Source organism: Iningainema tapete BLCC-T55 (assembly GCF_014698965.1).
Classification (GTDB): domain Bacteria; phylum Cyanobacteriota; class Cyanobacteriia; order Cyanobacteriales; family Nostocaceae; genus Iningainema; species Iningainema tapete.
On sequence record NZ_JACXAE010000086.1, the window covers coordinates 239,195 to 257,673 of the forward strand.

The window sequence follows — 18,479 nt, forward strand, 5'->3', positions numbered from 1 at the left end:
TTAGCTGATGAGGTAAGTCTTTGAATCCGTTTTAACAGACTTGATCTATTAGCCTTAAACAGAAGTTCAAGGCTTACTATTATTACACAGCAGCGTTTAGATCTCTTGCTTACTTTTACACTTTTGTTATTATTAAGTTGTTGGTAGATTCTTTTCCATTCGTAAAAAGCTGTAACAATACTGAAATCTTTACTCAGTAATACACTATAAAATTACGTATATAAAGTTACATCTTTTATGTATATACTTGTTTGCTCAGGTATTCATTTTTCAAAAATTATACAACATAAAACCGTAAAAAAGGACACTACTAAGCTAAAAAAATTGTATTTTATTAAGTGGTGATCGCCACTTGTCTTCTGCTAGCAGTAAAAAACTATTCTTTTGTCTACTTAAAATCTCATGTAATTTTTCAACTTAAGTAACATGAGCAAATAAATTACAAGTGAGGGGTCTAACCCCTCTTTGACACTAGTTTCATCCATTAGATTATGTTCGTAACTTGCAGCTTAATCCATAATGCACAATACCTAGAAAGGTAGAAAATTATTATCTATCTAGAGTTATACCTACCTTTGCATTGCTGAACTGCAAAAGTGTGAATTTAATTTGGGTGCAATAGAGATGAAACTTACAGAAAATCAACAATTTAAGCAGGCTTTTGCCATTGGCAAAGGTAAACATTTCCCAAAGGTGCTTTTGATTGGAACCTTAAGCGCTTTGTCTATATTAGCGATCGCAAGTATTTTATTTTTCTCCAGATATAATACCGCTAATAAAATGGCTGTAGATCTTAAGGAATTTTCCAAAAGTGAGTATCCAGAAAATCCTGCCGATCTTAGCGGACATTATAGACAATATGTTAATCGTAAATTAACTGTTGTTAAAAAAGATGCCAATCATTTTGATTTTGTTTTAGAGCCTACTAATAAACACACAGCTAAGATAGTGTTTAAAAACATTGATATGAGGCTGTTTGTACCACAGCGCCCATCTTGGGTAAGTAAAAATGAAAATTTAGAAGTTATTTCTCTGGCTAATAGAGAATGGAATAGGCAACAAGTAAGTTTTAAGCCTAACGCCCAAGAAATTGAAATTTCCGGTGGTGATGGATTTGAAAAAAAGAATTTATCTTCCGTGGAAATTGCTAATAATTGCTTAAACTCAGGCTTGTGGGAAATATTACTCTTTCATAAAGAAGGCGACTCTAAAAAACTTTACTACCAAGGTTGGTTTACCTTTCCGGCTGGACATTACAAGAATATATTCGAGCAGAACAATAATATTTCCTACTGGAAACACTGGTATAAGCTAGAACACTGGCAGAATCCAGAAGGGACTCCTGTAGATGTACAAGCTTTAAGACAAGTTATTTCTGAAAAAGAAATTCCCACTAAATTTTTAGCAGATGAGAAAATTTTTGCCTCTGGAGAACAAAAGAGGAAATCTAAGTTATTATTTGCAGATAATATTTTTACTTGGAAGGATTTACAAAATGACAAATCAGCTTCATTTGCAAGTTTTGTAGCACCTGGTAAATATGATGTTAATAAACCTTGGGGTAATAAATACTGGAGAATAGCTAATTTTGAAAAAGCTATTCTGAGAAATGTAAAATCACCTGCAACTAATCAACAATTACAAGAACTTGAACTAATCTTCCAAGATAAGCAGACAAACAGTAAGAATCGATTTTTAGTAAGTGGAATTGACATCAACAAAATTCCTCAGCTTGCAGTCAATGATTATTCTAAAGGCTTGTATATGCCAATGGGAATTGGATTACCGCCTTTTTCTCAAAGTTATGAAGATTTAAAAAAAGCTCCTCCTGCTCAAAGTCCTTATTTTAGTGTTTTACTTGATTCTCAAAATAAATGGATCAATCACCACGACACAGGTTTGGTTGGAGTAGCTATGCATCGCGACAAGTTTAATCCCAACTTACTCCATTTTTATTTCTTGTCCTACGAGCGCCACACTTTAGTCGGACACTATCTAATTACCCTTAACTGATGGACATAGCAGTAGAGACGCTCCGCCGGAGCGTCTCTACAATAATTGCGTAGAATTCAATCAAAAGATTAGTGTCATCGCATACCAAGAGGAACTATCATAGAGTAGTGAGTATCATATGGATATAAGTCTCCTGCTTGCCATTCTCTATTAAAGAAAATGCGATCGCTTGCACTACTGTTAGGTATCTGCCTCACTACTCTAACTTTTTTACCACAGCGGTTACTTGCACAAACCGCCTCGGAGCCAAAGCCTTCCGATGCTCCCTTGCAACTCAACTTGCTTAAACAACCAAACGAGTCTATCATCACAGCTGACACCATATCCCAAACTGGATTAACTACTCCTAGTTTGTGGTTAGCTAGAGATAACTCTGAAAACAAACTTTTAGATAACTGGATAGCATACCCAGCTACTGGTAAAGAACCTGGGCGAATAGACTTACTTGTAAATCAGCAAGTTTGGAGTATACTAGATAACTTTGAGCGCTATGGCTTTGTAAATCGCCTTGGTAGTGTAGCACGAAATTATCGATACAACGTTAGAGTTTACAATTATCAACAAGACCGTTTAGCAACTTACACTTGTAACTTTAATACAACCCCAGCTTCATGCAGTATCGAGCTAAATAGCAGAGCAAAGTAGGGTGGGCAATGCCCACAAAATCTGATTGTGGTGGGCAATGCTCACCCTACCTAATCTTCTCAAACAAAGACTTGTACTGCTCAGTTGTTTCTGCTGGCAAGGGAAGCAAAAATTCGCTTTTGGCAAAAACTTCAGGATTACTAATTAAGATATTGCGTAATTGTTCGGGAAAGTCAGATACATTAATTTCTGTAGAAATTGGCGAATTAGTTTTGGTGAGAAGATAAATTTGTTTAGCAATATGAGGAGATAAACAAAAATCTATCCATTGATACAAAAAGTTTCCCCTGTCTTTACCAGTAGGACTTACCCATAAATCTGCCCACAACGCTGTTCCTGACTGAGGAATAACTGCAACAAGTTCTGGGTAACGACCCAGCACTGGTAGTATATCATTTGACCACCCAACAGCTAGCCAAGTGTCACCAATAATTAAAGGTTCTAAGTACCGATTAGAACTATAAAACTTTACTTGTTGGTTTAATACACGTAGTTCTGCCTCTAAAGAAGGAACTTTCTTGAAATCTACTGTGTTGTAGGATTGTCCCAGCTTCTTTAAAACTATACCAATCACTTCTCTTGGTTGATCTAGTAAAGAGATACGTCCCCGCAATTCACTTCGCCATAAATCACTCCAATCCTTTGGCATCCAACCTAATTTTTCAAACTTGTGACGATTGTAAACAATTACTGTACTACCCCAACGATAAGGTGCTGCCCAAACTTTTCCTTGAGCATCAACGAAACCTTGGTCGTTGCGTGTCACCAATTCTTGCCACTGTTTAGGTAAATTAGACCAATTTTTGAGCTGATTTACAGACAATGGTTGTATTAGTTTATCCTTAATCGCGTAGCTGAGCCAGTAATCGCCTAAAGTAACTAAGTCTGCTGGGTTTGGTTTTTCGGCTTTGATAAAAGGTATAATCCGACGCCAAAAAGAATCTGGTGTCGGATTTGTTTTTTTCTGCCAATTTTGCAATTGCTGAAATAAATTGCGTAACTGCTCTACGGGGATAAATTTTAACTGCGGCTTCTGCTCTAAACTGCGGCGAAATTGATCGACTACCTGCCCAGGGATGGAATCTTTGAGCAACTGTACCTCAAATGTCTGTTGGTTACTTTGTGTACAGCTAATAAGCAGTTGTGATAGTACCAGTGTCGTAGTACCTTGTAAAAAAGACCTTCTCTCCATTGATTTTCGATTTTAGTTTTTCGATTTTAGCTCTGTTCTATCTTAAGCAACGTGGAGTAGCCCACTCAGGAGTTGCCCCCACCAAAGTATTCCGGGAAACATAAGTAATTTTGCTTGATTAATTAAGTTCAAGCCTTTTATTTACACATTGCAACACTAACGTAGAGTAAAACTCCTACTAAGTATTTAAAAGTATTTCTAATTTAGAATTTAAGTATTACATTTCAACAGAAAATTTTAAAAGTTAAAAAAATCATAAGTATGTTTAACATTGCCACTAGATTGCATAATATAGAATAAATCATGCTCATAAGGGTCTTAAATGGAGCCATTACAAAAGCAGGTTCTGACTATAGGTCACAAGCTGGATGCCCTATATCAAGTGGTTGAGCAGCTCGATAATAAAGTCTCTCAAGCTTTATCAGATGGCTGTTTAGAGAAAACTCACGAAGTCAGGGATAATTTTCTGGAAAACAGTGACGTAGGACGTTACCAGTTCAAAGGACAAATTAATTTCAGCCCAGAGCTTGAACACAAGGATATTTTGGTGGATGGTATTTATACAGATACCAATCTTCAAGGGGGAGACAAGCAAATAACGCCAGAAATTCAGATTCAACGATTAACAGCGCAATTAACAGCAGCATACAATCGCATTGCTGCATTAGAAGAACAATTACTGCTCAAAAGAATTAATTTTTGAGAATAAAAGGAAAATTTGGCATTTTTGGTTTTAAAAAGCGAAATTAGCAAAAAAACTTAGGTGTTATAAATCTGCTGATAACGCTCAAGCTGATTTTCTACTGCTGCTAGAAGTTGATTTTGCTGCCAATCTTTATAGAGATGGGCAGCAATACAAATTCCTCCCGCGCCTACACCTTCTTTAACGAAGCCCTGCTCATAAACTCGAAGTTGGGAATAATGAGAATTAGCGAAGGAAAGCGAAGTGGCAAGTAGAGACGGCGGAACCCCAGTCAGAGAGACACAATACTCACCAATTAACTGAGCAAGTTCAATAGTACCACCAGTTGGGTCCTCTGCTACCCAGCGGGTTGTGCCTATAACTACAGATTGTGGTTGCCAAGGTAAATCATATCCTTTGGCGATCGCACTTGTCAGCGCGTAAACTGCCAGCATTTGCGTCCCACCCGCCAGCATCACACCACAATGTCGCGAAAGTGCGATCGTCATCCCAGCAACTACAACTTGCATGGGATCGCCTACTGCTGCGACAAGTTGTAGGGGATCAATCTCCCCCACTCTCTGTGTCATCTTCAAAAGCCCAGCTTGTACTACTGACCACTTGTTGGTGTGATTACAAACAGGATGACTACTGTTGACTTTTCCTGCTGCTTTTATACCTAAACCTGTTAAAATCGCTAAAGCTGTTGTGGTTCCGCCCACAACGCACTCGCCTAAAAGGAAATACCCGTTTTGAATGTTGTTTCCTAACCTTTCACCCCAAAGTAGCCCTTGCTCTAACAAATGATTTACAGTTGCTAGTTCCATTGCTTCCCCTTGACTCAAACACCTAGCTGGAGCACCGCCTAAATCAATTGTTGGTACAGCAGGTAGTTGGGGTAGCCCAGCATTGAATAAATAAACCGGAATCTTTAGTGCCTCAACTACGGCACGGGTAATAAATACAGGCGATGCACCTGCAATCAGGGGTGGTAGGGGATATTGTAAACCTGGTTTCGCACCGTAGTACAAAAATTCTGCATCTGCACAAGCAGTGTATTTGCGATCTTCGGGTGTGCTACCGGCAGCAGAAATTCCTGGGATCAAACCAGTTTCAGTAAATCCTAAAACACAAGCAAACACAGGTGAACAATGACGGTTATTTCTCAGCCATTCCTCACCTACGTCTATCTGAGTATAAATGCGAATCATTCATAATCCATGAGTACTTGTACCCATTGTGGGGGACGAGGGATGGGATTGCCTAGACGATCTAGTAATAACCACGCTGCTATGTGTACCACAAATAAGTAGATAAAGTTATTAAATAAAATTAAGGCGATCGCTCCCACTTGAATCAAAAATATGTTCGGAGTTGCTAAAATTCCTAGACGGAGGAATAACCACTCCAGAATATCTGTAACTTGGTTAATTAAATAGATCCACAGATCTTCACTTGACAAAACCGACAACAACCAAAAGCGAAAAAAGACTCCAATTGCAGCTAACAATGCACCCAAGCTAATAGAAACAATCCAAGGAACACGACGATGCCATGCTGCCCCCAAAAGTACGCCCATAAAAGCAAAAGGCATGACAAACAGCATACTGCGTACTGGTCCCATTAGTACTGAAAGCAGTAAACCAGAAGTAAGTGCCGCCATCCATGATGCCCGACTACCCCAACGGAGGTAAACTAAGGCGATTGGTACTGAGAAAAATATCCGCAAAACCGGACCTAAAGGAAAGTAACTATTAATAAACCAAATCATACTACCAGTACTGGCTAAAAAAGCCGTCTCTACCATCTTTAAAGGTGGTTCTTTCATTGCGATCATTTTAAGTTATAATTACCAGTCTAACAACTGCTTTAAGAGGAATTAACCATTAGCCATTAGCAATTAACAATCAACCATTAGCCATTCATTTAAACGATCATTCGTTCTAGAGCTGATATATCAGGAATACATATAACTTCCTGTTCGCGCCTAATTAATCCTTTTTTTTCTAACCTTGTCAACACTCGTGTTACTGTTTCCCTTGCCAACCCACTCAAACTACTTAACTCGCGATGAGGTAAATTGGGAATTTCTGTTCCTGAGACGCTTTTTTTGCCTTGCCCTTCTGCCAAAAACAACAACGTATCAGCCACTCGCGACTGACTATCAGATTCCCGTAACCGCAGTCGCCGATTAACTTGTCGCAAACGTCGCGCCATCAACTGTGCTAACCGAACTCCAGCCAAAGGTTCTGTTTGTAGTAACTTGACAAAATCCTGAGATGGCATACTGCCAATTACCGTAGGAGTCAAGGTAATCACATCAGTAGAGCGAGGTACTTCATCTAGCGCTGCCATTTCGCCAAATAATTCTCCTTGACCGAGAATATTAAGTGTTACCTCTTTACCTTCAAGATTGTAAGTGCGTATTTTTACCCATCCATCCATAATGAAATATACAGAGCCACCCCAGTCATTTTCCAACAATATCACTTGATTCGCTGGATGAGTACGGGTAGCAAGATGAGTTAGGGCAATTTCTACAGCTGATTCTGGCAATCCTTGAAAAAAGGGAGCCGATGTGATCATCAAGGCATGGACAGATGCCTGCAAGCTATAACGATCTTCCATTACTGAATAATTTTTATAAAGCTGCAATATACACAACAAACAACAGCGCCATTTTAAGCTATAGCTATCAAAGCACAAATTTTTTTCAACATAAAACTAAACTATGGTACACAGCAAAGTAATATTAACGCTTTTATAAGTAATTTTTACTTAGTGGGTTTAAACCGGGTAAAAGTTTTGCACCAAAATAGTATGCAGTCTACAATAGCTCCCTATGAAGCTAGCAATACTGCAAATATGATTACTTAACAACGTAGGCATACAATGTCAATGATACTCGAAGATCCGGTATAGGAATACCCCTACACCCTATTCTCAAAACTCAAATTTTTCAATGCAAAAGGTAAATTCAAGTGACTTCTCGCGCAACTGAAATTCAAACACTAATCGCAGATATTGACAACTTACTTGCTCAGAAAAATCGGCGCTTGCCTATTGTTCTCTCTAGCCCAGGGCAACCACGCCAAGTCTTAGAACGGATTCGCAACTTCCTTGTTAGTGTAGCTCAAGGCTCACCCAGTGATGATGCTGAAAACAACATCCCACAACCACAACCACAAATGCCGACAGAATCGGGATTACTAATGCCACTACAAGCAGAATTACAAACCCTTTTGCAACAGAGGGCTACACTTGTGCAGGAGATTAGACAGTTGGAGCAAAAACGACTGCACAATTACTCATTAACACAGCAAATGGCAAACCAAGAGAAAATAATTTCCGAATTTTTGCAAGTGTTAATGACTCGCTTATCACCAAATTTAGTACCACAGCCAGGAGGTGCGATCGCATCAACGCTCACCATTGATGCTCCTAATTCTTCTACTATAACTAAAAATGCGACTCAACCAGATCAAGTAGAACGCTTCACACGTCTAACTACGGAGTTAGATCAACGTTTAATAGCACTAGATGGTACTGTAAATGTTGTGTTTGATGCACTACAACGTAATATTAACACCTATCATGAGTCTTTGTCCCAATCCCTGGCAAGAATGCATAATCAAGGAATCCAGGGAGAACAGTTGCTCATCAGTATAATTAACGATTTAACAGAACATTTACAGCATCAAACTGCTTTACTCAATCAATCAGATGATAAAAATAAAACTTTGTTGACACCAGAAAATACTTTATTTACCAACAATTATCAAGAAACTGATAAAAAGACAGAGGATACTGCGATCGCGCCAGAAATAGAAGCAATGTTACAGCAGTTAGAGCGCGAAACACAAACGCCTAGCAGAAAAGAAGCATCAGTAGAATTACAAAATCATAATTCTGAGCTACGTGATGAAGTAGATCAACTTTACGCTAGTTTATTTGGTAATGAAAATTTAACAGAGTTAAATCAGGAAATCCCAGCAAAAGCAACAACAGAAGTCACACCTGTAGAGGAAATTTCATCTGTTCCGGCTGAATTATCGCCTGAGTTAATAGATGCCATTAACGCGGAAACTTTTGAAATCACCTTTGAAGTCACTTCGGAGTTACCCACATCAACAAGCCAACAACCAGATTCTGCTATTGTCATGTCCGATCCCTGGTTTGATGAACCAGATGCTGGGCTTTTAAATCTGAGCAATACTCAAGCACAAGAAAACTTCACGCTCACACCAACAGCACAATCATTAGATCTATTTAATACATTAGAACATTCAGAAACAGAAGGGGCGTCAATTGAAAAACCGACAAGTACTGATACAATCACAGTATTAACTGACCTGCTTACAAATGCAAGCAATAATCCTGAGTCACAAGCATTAGTAAATCAAGCTCCACAATACCCACAAGAAATAGTTCCCGATCTTGAGGAGAGTGGTAATTTAGTTGCGATTGCCCCAACTCCAGAAATCATCGATGATTATGATGATTTGGAACGATCTTTAAATAATTACGTACCCGCTTCTGCAACTGAAAATTTACTAGATTATCAGGAGAATTCAGAAGAAGCCTTCTCCGCCATTTCTCTGGAACAAGAACAGTTACAACAATTAGAACAAGATTTAGCTGACTTTGATCGCCAGCTAAATTCTTTACTGCAACCTGTAAGTAACACTCAACCTCAAGAAAATACTGCAACTGCAACAAACGAAGTAATCTTAGAAGGAATAGATTCGTCTGTTCAGAACGAAACTAATCACACAGAAAAAGAAAATACTGTTGACTCAGTTTGGTATTTGGGATTAGATTTGGGTACAACAGGAATTTCTGCAGCACTACTCAATCGCTCGACAATTGAATTATATCCTGTGTACTGGTCAGCCGAAAATCTTTCAGTTACATCTAGTTCTACACAATCTCAACGTTTACCAGCAGAAGTTTATCTACCCGCAGAAGCGATAACCGAAACAGAACAGATCCCAGTTATTGCACCTGTTGCAGTTCAACCGCATCATCTCTTCTCAGCCCAATTAAAGCCGTATTTACAAATTTGTCTTCCTTACAAAGATCAAGGGCAATGGACACCAGTGTTACAATTAAACGAACTTTCTACAGTTCCGTTAGTTTGGGTTGTGCGATCGCTCGCCAAATTGCTCTTGACATTGAAGTCAGATCGTAGTAGTACAACCTTAGGCTTAACGGCGGCGGCAATTGGTTTAGACCAAAAAACCTTCCATACTATTATTAATAACATTGCTGGTGTCATCTGTACTTGCCCGTCTAATTGGTCGGAACAATATCGTTTCAATGTGCGCGAAGCAATACTTACAAGTATGTTAGTGCAGCATCCACAACAAGTGTTTTTTGTCGAAGAAGCCATCGCCAGCTTACTACCAGAACTTGATGGCGCTAACGGTGAGCAAGTAAAATTAAGCGCTCATCAAGGAAACTTTTCCGTCAAAACTAGCGATCATTCTCTATTAGGCAACACTCTCATCGTTAGTATTGGCGCTAACACAACAGAAATGGCGCTAGTCGATGTGCCAGAAATCTTAGAAGATTTAACACACAGTGATTTCATGCTCCACGGTTTTGCTTATGCCGGAGCGGGAATAGAGCAAGACATTATTTGCCAATTGCTGCTTCCACCTAAATGGCGACAACCGCGAACCTTTGTTGAGGATGAGAACAAAAATGAACAGAGCCTAAGACACTGGAGTCCGGCGATCGCTGGTTTAGATCAAATGCTCCTATCAAGTTTAAAATGGGAAGAGCTAAACTTACCTCGACCCGGAGAACCAGATATTATAGATCGCATTCGCCTCCAGCAGCGTTTAGAAAGTTCTCTGCTTGGCAAGGGTGTGCAAGAGGCAGCGATCGCACTCAAACTCATCTTACAACACCAAGACTCTTTTACCTTAGAATTAGCAGATCAACAGTGGGTATTACAGCGGCGAGACTTAGAAAGCCAAGTATTTGTCCCATTTGTACGTCGCTTAAATCGAGAACTCAACAGATTGCTCATCGCTAAAGGCATCCCCACCGAAGCAATTAATCAAGCAATTTTGACTGGTGGAGTAGGTTCCGTAGGCGCAGTCAGCCGTTGGTTACGGCAAAAACTGCCCAATGCTAAGATGATTCAAAACCCTAACAAAAGTGATAGCGCTCCTACTTGTAGTCGGGTAGCCTACGGATTGGCTTTGTTGCCACTACATCCCCAAGTTTTAGAGGTTCCCCGACAACAATATACTGACTATTTCTTGTTTAGCGAATTACTACAGCTTTTACCCGAGCGAACTATTTCCTTCAGCGAAATTGTGCAATTATTTGAGAATCGTGGGATCAACACTCGTAGCTGTCAGCAACGCCTACTAGCTTTCTTAGAAGGTGAGCTACCTCCAGGTTTAATTCCATCAGCTACAGATTTTACCTGGCTTACTCAAAGTTCAAAGGAAAATTCTGACTATCAGGCAATTTCTGCTGCACCACTGTTTGAAAAACAAGGAAGTCTCAACTACCGTCCCAATTCCCACCAACGACAACACGTACTGCGCTATTTGGATGCAATCAAAGCTAGTACTCAGCAATCACTCTCTGAACCTTATACAGTTAATTTTGCTGTAGGAGTTGTTCAATGACAATTTAGATTGCCCACCCAAGATCCCTAGATACCCGACTTCTTAAAGAAGTCGGGTATCTTGTTTACTCAAGAGACTTTAGTTTTAACATTCATTTTTTCAGAGCGCCATTTGCGCCATTTTTCTGCGCTTTGTTTACCTGCTTCTATTTCCTCAAAATCTACTTGTACAGTTGCAGTTTCAAATTCTATCCCCAAAGCAGCACTAACTTCGAGGATTTCTACAAAACTGGCACATTGATAATCAGTTTTTTCGTATTCCTGAACTCGTTGTTCTTCGATTCCTAATATATCAGCAAGTTCTTTCCGACTCATTTTTGCTGCTATTCGAGCTTTAATTAAAGCATCTGGTAACTTGTGTAAAGATTCAACTTTAATGTTAATTTGCTGGCTATTATCACAATTTATAAGTCTTTCATATTCTGCTATTTCTTCTTGTAATTTATCTAAGTGACATTGTAATGCGCTTCTATTCAGTTCCCAGCGCTCAGGATCATTTCTTTTTCTTTCTTCATCTTTTTCCATTACGGCTATTGATTTTTTAAACTTCTCTACCCATTCTTGAGAAACTTGATACTCTAATTCATCTTTAATCATGGTTCCCACCTCATTAAATCTATAGCAATAATGCCTTTCCTATTTCCCCGTCTATCACTTTGAAAAAACTCAAACGAATTGTCTCCATAACTACCAACAGGTTGGTTAGAAGGAAAAATCTCACCTTTATACTTGGCTTTCTGCCCAGCACGGTCATAATGATTGAGCAATCGAGGTGCATTAATTCTGAGATAATCGATATCGACAGTTTCGTTATCGTAACAGGCATCAAAATCACCAGGGTTAGGTTCAATGGTAACAAAACTACCATTGATATAAATAGTTCTACAGCCTGCTGCTTTTAATTGTGTCATGGTCAGAAACAAACCATCTATCATCTGTTGTCTTTTGAAATTAGTACTGAATCTTTCTACAAACTCCTCCCATTCCGCCCAATGTACCCCTGGTGGTAAATTACCGTTTTCATCGAATTCTGGAATCACTTCTCACAACACGAGTTAATTAACTAGTTAAAAATATAACACAGTAGTACATACTTGAAAACGGATTGTAAGCTTCCTGAAGCGGCGATCGCACTATCTAAGTACTCCAGCCGAATTAATTACACAAACTTTTCTCCTGACTCATGTCTCCCAGGGCTATTTCATTCTTCCGCCATCCGCCTAGAACTGAAGTTCTAGGCTAACAGTTTAGTCGGTTAAAACCGACTAAACTGTTGATTTACAGTCCGTTTTAACGGTTTGGGAGCGCTACTCGCGCCATGAACTGAAGTACATGACATGGCGAACTTACCTGATTCTAATTTCGGTATAGCAGTCCTAAATGATTTGTAAACACAACAACTTCTTCTTGACGCTCTTGGCGTCTTGGCGGTTCATAACTCAATTAGGATTGCTATAGCCATGATTGAGGACTACTATAGATTTTTATTAATAGTTATTATAAACTAATCTTCAATTTATCTATGAATCATCAATAAACGTCAATAAATATCATAGATTCTATTCTAAATAATAGAGTGAACAGCTAATTTACTTCAGATATATAAAGTTTTTCTTATAGTTCCAATCTAATATTTATTTAAGAATTAGGGGATCAAAGTTAACCATTGGGGCAAAAAAAGCTGTAAGCTATTTTCAACAACATAAATAAAGGTCTTGAAAAACACTCCAAATAAACGTAAGTGAAATGACATATTTTTTATAAGTCCTTCACTCTTGCCTTCTCTGTTAGAGACAGGTTAACCACTTGTAACTATATAGAGAATCTCATTACACATTTTATAGCGCAGGAAATAACAGTTTCTCTGCCAGAATTGTCATGCCATAAATTTCATTTTTAGGAGATCTTATGACTTCACGACGTAAATTTTTGTTAACAGCAGGAGTATCTGCCAGTGCTGTATTACTCAAAGGCTGTTTGGGAAACCCCCCCGATAGCTTAACTGGCGGTAGTGTTCAAGCACAGCAATCAGCACAACAAGCTGCAGCGAACCTAAGCCCTGAACAAAAACCAGAAACTCCCAAAGTAAAACTAGGATATATACCAATTGTTGAAGCAGCTCCTTTTATCATTGCAAAAGAAAAAGGCTTCTTCGCCAAGTACGGTATGACAGAAGTTGAACTCTTAAAACAAGCTTCTTGGGGTTCAATGCGGGATAACACAGAAATTGGATCCTCTGGTGGTGGAGTTGATGGAGGGCAATATCAAATGCCCATGCCCCATTTGATTACAGAAGGCTTAATCACCAAGGGCAATGCCAAAATTCCCATGTACGTGCTGGCACAATTAATTACTCAAGGAAATGGGATTGCAGTTGCCAGTAAACACCAAGGAAAAGGTATTGAACTCAACTTAGCTAAAGCAGGAAAACCCATTTTCGATCAGTTAAAATCTGCAAAAACACCCTTTACCGCTGCCTTTACCTTTGCTCAAGTTAACCAAGATTTCTGGATTCGATACTGGTTAGCAGCAGGCGGTATTAACCCTGATACTGATGTGAAATTAATTCCAGTGCCAGCAGCGCAAACAGTCGCCAACATGAAAACGGGTACGATGGACGCTTTCAGTACTGGAGATCCCTGGCCCTTTAGAATTGTGAAAGATAAGATCGGCTACATGGCAATGTTGACAGCCGAAATGTGGAAGAATCACCCCGAAGAATACTTTGCCATGAGAGCAGATTGGGTTGACAAAAATCCCAAAGCAACCAAAGCAATTTTAAAAGGCATTATGGAGGCTCAACAGTGGTTGGATAATTTTGACAACCGCAAAGAAGCAGCAAAAATCCTGGCGGGACGGAATTATTTCCAAGTGCCAGTAGACGTTTTACTCGAACCATTCCAAGGGAAGTATGACATGGGAGATGGACGGGTTATTAATGATAAATCAATGGCTGCTTACTATTGGAAAGATGAAAAAGGTAGCGTTTCCTATCCCTACAAGAGCCATGATATGTGGTTTATCACCGAAAGTGTCCGTTGGGGCTTTTTACCAAAAGATTACTTGACAAAAGCTAAGGCATTAATTGATAAAGTTAACCGCGAAGATATTTGGAAACAAGCGGCTAAAGAAGCCGGAATTACTGCTGCAGACATTCCCACAAGTACATCCCGTGGAGTAGAAGAATTTTTTGATGGAGTCAAGTTTGATCCAGAAAAACCAGAAGAATACCTCAAGAGTCTCAAAATCAAAAAAGTCAGCGTTTAACGTTTGCTAATGGCTAAGAGCAATCAGCAATTAACAATTAACAATCAGCAATTAACAATTAACAATTAACAAATTAAGGAGAATAAAATGACAACCGTACAAAGACGCGCAACAATGCCCAGTTTTGACAATAGCTTAATTGCCCGTCTACAAAAGCAATTTCCCAATATTGTGCCGCCTGCTATTGCTTTAATTATCTTCTTAATTTTGTGGCAACTATTTTCTTGGCTTCCCGGAGCTACATTACCAGGTCCAATTCAAGTGATCCAAGATACCTGGATACTAATCTTCTGGCCCTTTTATGACAGGGGTGGGATCGATAAAGGTTTATTTTGGCAAATTTGGGCAAGTTTACAGCGGGTAGCTATCAGTTATACATTGGCAGCAATTGTTGGTATTGGCTTGGGCATTTTGATTGGTGTGAACAAAACAATGTCCAAAGCTTTAGATCCCCTGTTTCAGTTACTGCGTACCGTACCACCTTTGGCTTGGGTGCCTATTTCTCTAGCAGCTTTGCGTCAAAACGAACCAGCAGCTTTGTTCGTAATTTTCATCACGGCAATTTGGCCCATCTTAATCAACACTGCTGTGGGAGTTACTCAAATCCCTCAAGACTACAACAACGTTGCTAAAGTTCTGCAACTGAGCAAAAAAGAATATTTCTTCAATATCCTCATACCTGCTGCCCTTCCCTACATTTTTACTGGCTTAAGAATAGCGATCGGTTTGGCTTGGTTGGCAATTATCGCAGCAGAAATCGTGATGTCAGGTATTGTCGGAATTGGCTTTTTCATCTGGAATGCCTACCAGAATAACGCGATTAGTGAGGTGATATTAGCTCTAGTCTACATCGGTGTTGTCGGTCTGATACTAGACAAATTGATGGCTTGGGTACAAACTTTAATTCTGCCAGCAGAACAAAAATAGCCAATAGCTAACGGCTAATTGTTAATAGTAAAAGTTCAATTAGCCATTAGCCATCAGCAATTAGCAATTAGCAATTAACAATTAACAAACATCAAACTACTATGTCTGTATTCGTTGCTGTTGACCAAATTGATAAGGTTTTTGAATTAACTGGTGGTGGTAAATACGTTGCCCTCAAAGGAATCGACCTCCAGATTAAGAAGGGAGAATTTGTTTCACTGATTGGTCACTCCGGTTGTGGCAAATCCACATTATTAAATATGATTGCCGGATTGGATCTACCTTCAGAAGGAGTTGTAACACTGGAAGGAAAAAGAATCACCAAACCAGGCCCAGATCGGATGGTGGTATTCCAGAATTATTCTCTCTTACCTTGGCGGACAGTACGGGAAAATATTGCCCTAGCTGTGGATTCAGTAGTCAAGGATTTACCAGCAGGAGAACGCCGCGCAATTGTCGAAAAACACATTGATATGGTGGGTTTACGTCCCCATGCTGACAAACAACCAGGAATGTTATCTGGTGGACAAAAACAGCGGGTGGCGATCGCTCGTGCTTTAGCAATTCGTCCCAAGTTGCTACTCCTTGACGAACCATTTGGGGCATTAGACGCACTCACACGGGGTAACTTGCAAGAACAGTTGATGCAAATCTGTCAAGAAAACCAAGTTACTGCCGTAATGGTGACACATGACGTAGACGAAGCAGTGCTACTATCTGATCGAATTGTCATGCTCACCAACGGACCAGAATCGAAAATTGGTAGCATCTTAGAAGTAGACATTCCTCGACCCCGCAAGCGGATGGAAGTAGTAGAACATCCCAGCTACTACAGCTTGCGCAGTGAAATGATTTACTTCCTCAACCAGCAAAAACGCATCAAGAAACTCAGAGCGAGAAAAACAGCAAACATCTCCCGTCATGGCTTAGAAAAAATTAACCTTGACATTGGCTTTGTGCCCTTGACAGCTTGCGCACCTCTTGCTGTAGCAAAAGAAAAAGGTTTCTTTACCAAACATGGATTAGATGAAGTCAACCTTGTGCGGGAAACTAGCTGGCGGGGCATTGTCGATGGTATCGCAGGAGGGTACTTAGATGCAGCACAAATGCCATCAGGAATGCCCATATGGTTAACCTTGGGTGGAAATGAAAACCAACCCCTGCCCGTAGTTACAGCCCTTACCATGACTCGCAATGGTAATGCCATCACTTTATCTAGGCGTTTCTACGATCAAGGAGTGCAAAACGTTTCCGACTTTAAATACTACCTGAGAAGCACCGAAAACTTACGGCATACAATGGGCGTAGTGCATCCCAGTTCCATGCACAACTTACTGTTACGCTACTGGTTAGCAGCAGGTGGTATAGATCCCGACATCGATGTTGACATTAAAACCATCCCGCCTGCCCAGATGGTAGCTGACTTGAAAGCCGGAAGTATTGATGGTTACTGTGTAGGCGAACCTTGGAACTATCGTGCCGCCTTGGAAGGTATAGGCTTTACAATTGCCACCGATTTAGAAGTATGGCTCGGACACCCAGGTAAAGTTCTTGGTGTCAGAGAAGATTGGGCAGCAGCTTATCCTAATACTCATATTGCCTTAACCAAAGCTCTGCTAGAAGCTTGCTATTACTGTTCACTTCCAGAAAATGCAGAAGAAATTCGGCAAATTTTGGCACGGGCAGAATACGTAAGCACTGATATAAGTTACATCCAAATCGAAGATCCAAATTATAACAGTTGTAGCTTAGACCATCCCATGCAAGAGTACGCCCACCACCAGTTTTATGCCCAATCAGCCATCAACCGCCCCAGTAGAACTGAGCAAATTTGGATTATGACTCAATTAGCGCGTTGGGGTGATACTCCCTTCCCCAGAAACTGGGTGGAAATCGTCGAAAGAGTGTGCCGAGTAGGTGTATTTAGCACCGCCGCACGAGAACTAGGATTAGACATTAGTTACACTCGTCAGCCAATCCAACTATTTGATGGTACACCCTTCAATGCTGATGACCCCATCGCATATCTCAACAGCTTAAATATCAAACGCGATTTTTCAGTCGCAGAAGTAGTCATCGATCAACCAACCAGAAAAGTAGCGTAATGAGCGCTAATAGCTAATAGCTAATGGTTAATAGAGCAATTAGCTATTAACAATAAACAATTAACAATTAACAAATCACCATGAACACAAACTCTTTTACTCAAACCAGTAGACAGCAATTAGGACAACCATTGACAGCAGCTACAAAACGCCGTCAAGAGCCATTCTTAGAAATCAAGAACGTTACCAAAGTTTATCCAACAAAAAAAGGACCTTTTACCGTACTTGATGGCGTTAACCTTAATGTAGACCAAGGTGAATTTATCTGCGTTATCGGTCACTCTGGTTGTGGTAAATCAACGCTGCTAAATATGGTTTCTGGTTTTAACTTTCCTACTTCCGGACAAGTACTCCTAGAAGGAAAGCCAATCACCAAACCAGGTCCAGATCGGATGGTAGTATTCCAAAACTACGCTTTACTACCTTGGCGCACTGCTTATGAAAATATCTACTTAGCAGTTAACGCTGTTCATTCTGACAAGTCACTAGCTGATAAAAGGTCGATTGTCTGGGAACATTTGACAATGGTAGGATTGGCGGATGCTGCTCATAAAAAGCCACCTCAAATGTCTGGCGGTATGAGACAGCGGGTTTCCATCGCCCGTGCTTTGGCAATTCGTCCCAAAGTTTTGATTTTAGATGAACCTTTCGGAGCGTTGGATGCTATTACTAAGGAGGAGTTGCAGGAAGAACTATTAAAAATTTGGAACGAGAACCGCTGCACAGTGCTAATGATTACCCATGATATTGATGAAGCACTGTTTTTAGCAGACAAATTAGTGATGATGACTAACGGTCCCCACGCTAAAATTGGCGAAGTCATGGAGATTCCGTTCTCTCGTCCTCGCGATCGCGCCCGCATTATGGAAGATCCGCAATACTACCAATTGCGTAACTACGCCTTAGATTTCCTCTTCAATCGCTTTGCTCATGATGATGTAGGCTAAATTCGTAATTGCTAATTCGTAATTCATAATTATCAATTAAATTACGAATTAC

General features: G+C 39.9%; 14 protein-coding genes. 8 read left to right on the forward strand and 6 right to left on the reverse strand.

Features of this window, described 5'->3' with window-relative positions:
- The first annotated feature begins 624 nt into the window (after nucleotides 1-624).
- Together ICL16_RS29060 and ICL16_RS29065 are read left to right on the forward strand one after the other, a co-directional pair.
- Nucleotides 625-2,013: a hypothetical protein gene (locus ICL16_RS29060; RefSeq protein ID WP_190835054.1), complete on the forward strand. Its 1,389-nt coding sequence runs from the start codon at nucleotides 625-627 to the stop codon at nucleotides 2,011-2,013.
- 159 nt (nucleotides 2,014-2,172) lie between these two features.
- On the forward strand, nucleotides 2,173-2,658 hold the full coding sequence (locus ICL16_RS29065; protein WP_190835055.1) for a hypothetical protein: 486 nt from the start codon (nucleotides 2,173-2,175) through the stop codon (nucleotides 2,656-2,658).
- A 46-nt stretch (nucleotides 2,659-2,704) separates the two neighbouring features.
- On the opposite strand, the gene ICL16_RS29070 is transcribed toward ICL16_RS29065, so the two are convergent.
- Nucleotides 2,705-3,850 carry an extracellular solute-binding protein gene (locus tag ICL16_RS29070; protein ID WP_190835056.1) on the reverse strand — a complete coding sequence of 382 codons (1,146 nt, stop codon included), beginning with the start codon at nucleotides 3,848-3,850 and terminating at the stop codon, nucleotides 2,705-2,707.
- A 322-nt stretch (nucleotides 3,851-4,172) separates the two neighbouring features.
- On the opposite strand from ICL16_RS29070, the gene ICL16_RS29075 reads away from it, so the two are divergent.
- Nucleotides 4,173-4,553: a hypothetical protein gene (locus tag ICL16_RS29075; RefSeq protein ID WP_190835057.1), complete on the forward strand. Its 381-nt coding sequence runs from the start codon at nucleotides 4,173-4,175 to the stop codon at nucleotides 4,551-4,553.
- A gap of 56 nt (nucleotides 4,554-4,609) precedes the next feature.
- On the opposite strand, the gene cobT is transcribed toward ICL16_RS29075, so the two are convergent.
- The 3 genes from cobT to ICL16_RS29090 all read right to left on the reverse strand — a co-directional run bounded on the left by cobT (nucleotide 4,610) and on the right by ICL16_RS29090 (nucleotide 7,160).
- Entirely contained in the window at nucleotides 4,610-5,743 is a 1,134-nt protein-coding gene (gene cobT / locus ICL16_RS29080) for a nicotinate mononucleotide-dependent phosphoribosyltransferase CobT (RefSeq protein ID WP_190835058.1), read from the reverse strand.
- Nucleotides 5,740-6,360, reverse strand: a complete 621-nt coding sequence (locus tag ICL16_RS29085) for a DUF2232 domain-containing protein (protein WP_190835059.1) — start codon at nucleotides 6,358-6,360, stop codon at nucleotides 5,740-5,742. Before ICL16_RS29085 ends, cobT begins: the two co-directional genes overlap by 4 nt.
- A 98-nt stretch (nucleotides 6,361-6,458) precedes the next feature.
- Entirely contained in the window at nucleotides 6,459-7,160 is a 702-nt protein-coding gene (locus ICL16_RS29090; protein ID WP_190835060.1) for a Crp/Fnr family transcriptional regulator, read from the reverse strand.
- Nucleotides 7,161-7,513: 353 nt separating this feature from the next.
- On the opposite strand from ICL16_RS29090, the gene ICL16_RS29095 reads away from it, so the two are divergent.
- Nucleotides 7,514-11,182 carry a hypothetical protein gene (locus tag ICL16_RS29095; RefSeq protein ID WP_190835061.1) on the forward strand — a complete coding sequence of 1,223 codons (3,669 nt, stop codon included), beginning with the start codon at nucleotides 7,514-7,516 and terminating at the stop codon, nucleotides 11,180-11,182.
- 68 nt (nucleotides 11,183-11,250) lie between these two features.
- Here the strand turns inward: ICL16_RS29095 and ICL16_RS29100 are convergent, their stop codons facing one another.
- Both ICL16_RS29100 and ICL16_RS29105 read right to left on the reverse strand, forming a co-directional pair.
- The gene (locus tag ICL16_RS29100) at nucleotides 11,251-11,778 is read right to left on the reverse strand and encodes a helix-turn-helix domain-containing protein (protein WP_190835062.1); all 528 of its coding nucleotides are present in this window, start codon (nucleotides 11,776-11,778) and stop codon (nucleotides 11,251-11,253) included.
- Entirely contained in the window at nucleotides 11,775-12,221 is a 447-nt protein-coding gene (locus ICL16_RS29105) for a DUF6932 family protein (RefSeq protein WP_190835063.1), read from the reverse strand. The genes ICL16_RS29100 and ICL16_RS29105 overlap by 4 nt, the downstream gene beginning before the upstream one ends.
- A gap of 868 nt (nucleotides 12,222-13,089) precedes the next feature.
- Between ICL16_RS29105 and ICL16_RS29110 the strand changes: the two genes are divergently transcribed.
- The 4 genes from ICL16_RS29110 to ICL16_RS29125 all read left to right on the forward strand — a co-directional run bounded on the left by ICL16_RS29110 (nucleotide 13,090) and on the right by ICL16_RS29125 (nucleotide 18,427).
- Entirely contained in the window at nucleotides 13,090-14,448 is a 1,359-nt protein-coding gene (locus ICL16_RS29110) for a CmpA/NrtA family ABC transporter substrate-binding protein (protein WP_190835064.1), read from the forward strand.
- A gap of 87 nt (nucleotides 14,449-14,535) precedes the next feature.
- Nucleotides 14,536-15,375, forward strand: a complete 840-nt coding sequence (ntrB, locus tag ICL16_RS29115) for a nitrate ABC transporter permease (protein WP_190835065.1) — start codon at nucleotides 14,536-14,538, stop codon at nucleotides 15,373-15,375.
- A gap of 101 nt (nucleotides 15,376-15,476) precedes the next feature.
- Nucleotides 15,477-17,480, forward strand: a complete 2,004-nt coding sequence (locus tag ICL16_RS29120; protein ID WP_190835066.1) for an ABC transporter ATP-binding/substrate-binding protein — start codon at nucleotides 15,477-15,479, stop codon at nucleotides 17,478-17,480.
- An 80-nt stretch (nucleotides 17,481-17,560) separates the two neighbouring features.
- On the forward strand, nucleotides 17,561-18,427 hold the full coding sequence (locus tag ICL16_RS29125; RefSeq protein WP_190835067.1) for a nitrate ABC transporter ATP-binding protein: 867 nt from the start codon (nucleotides 17,561-17,563) through the stop codon (nucleotides 18,425-18,427).
- Nucleotides 18,428-18,479 lie beyond the last annotated feature (52 nt).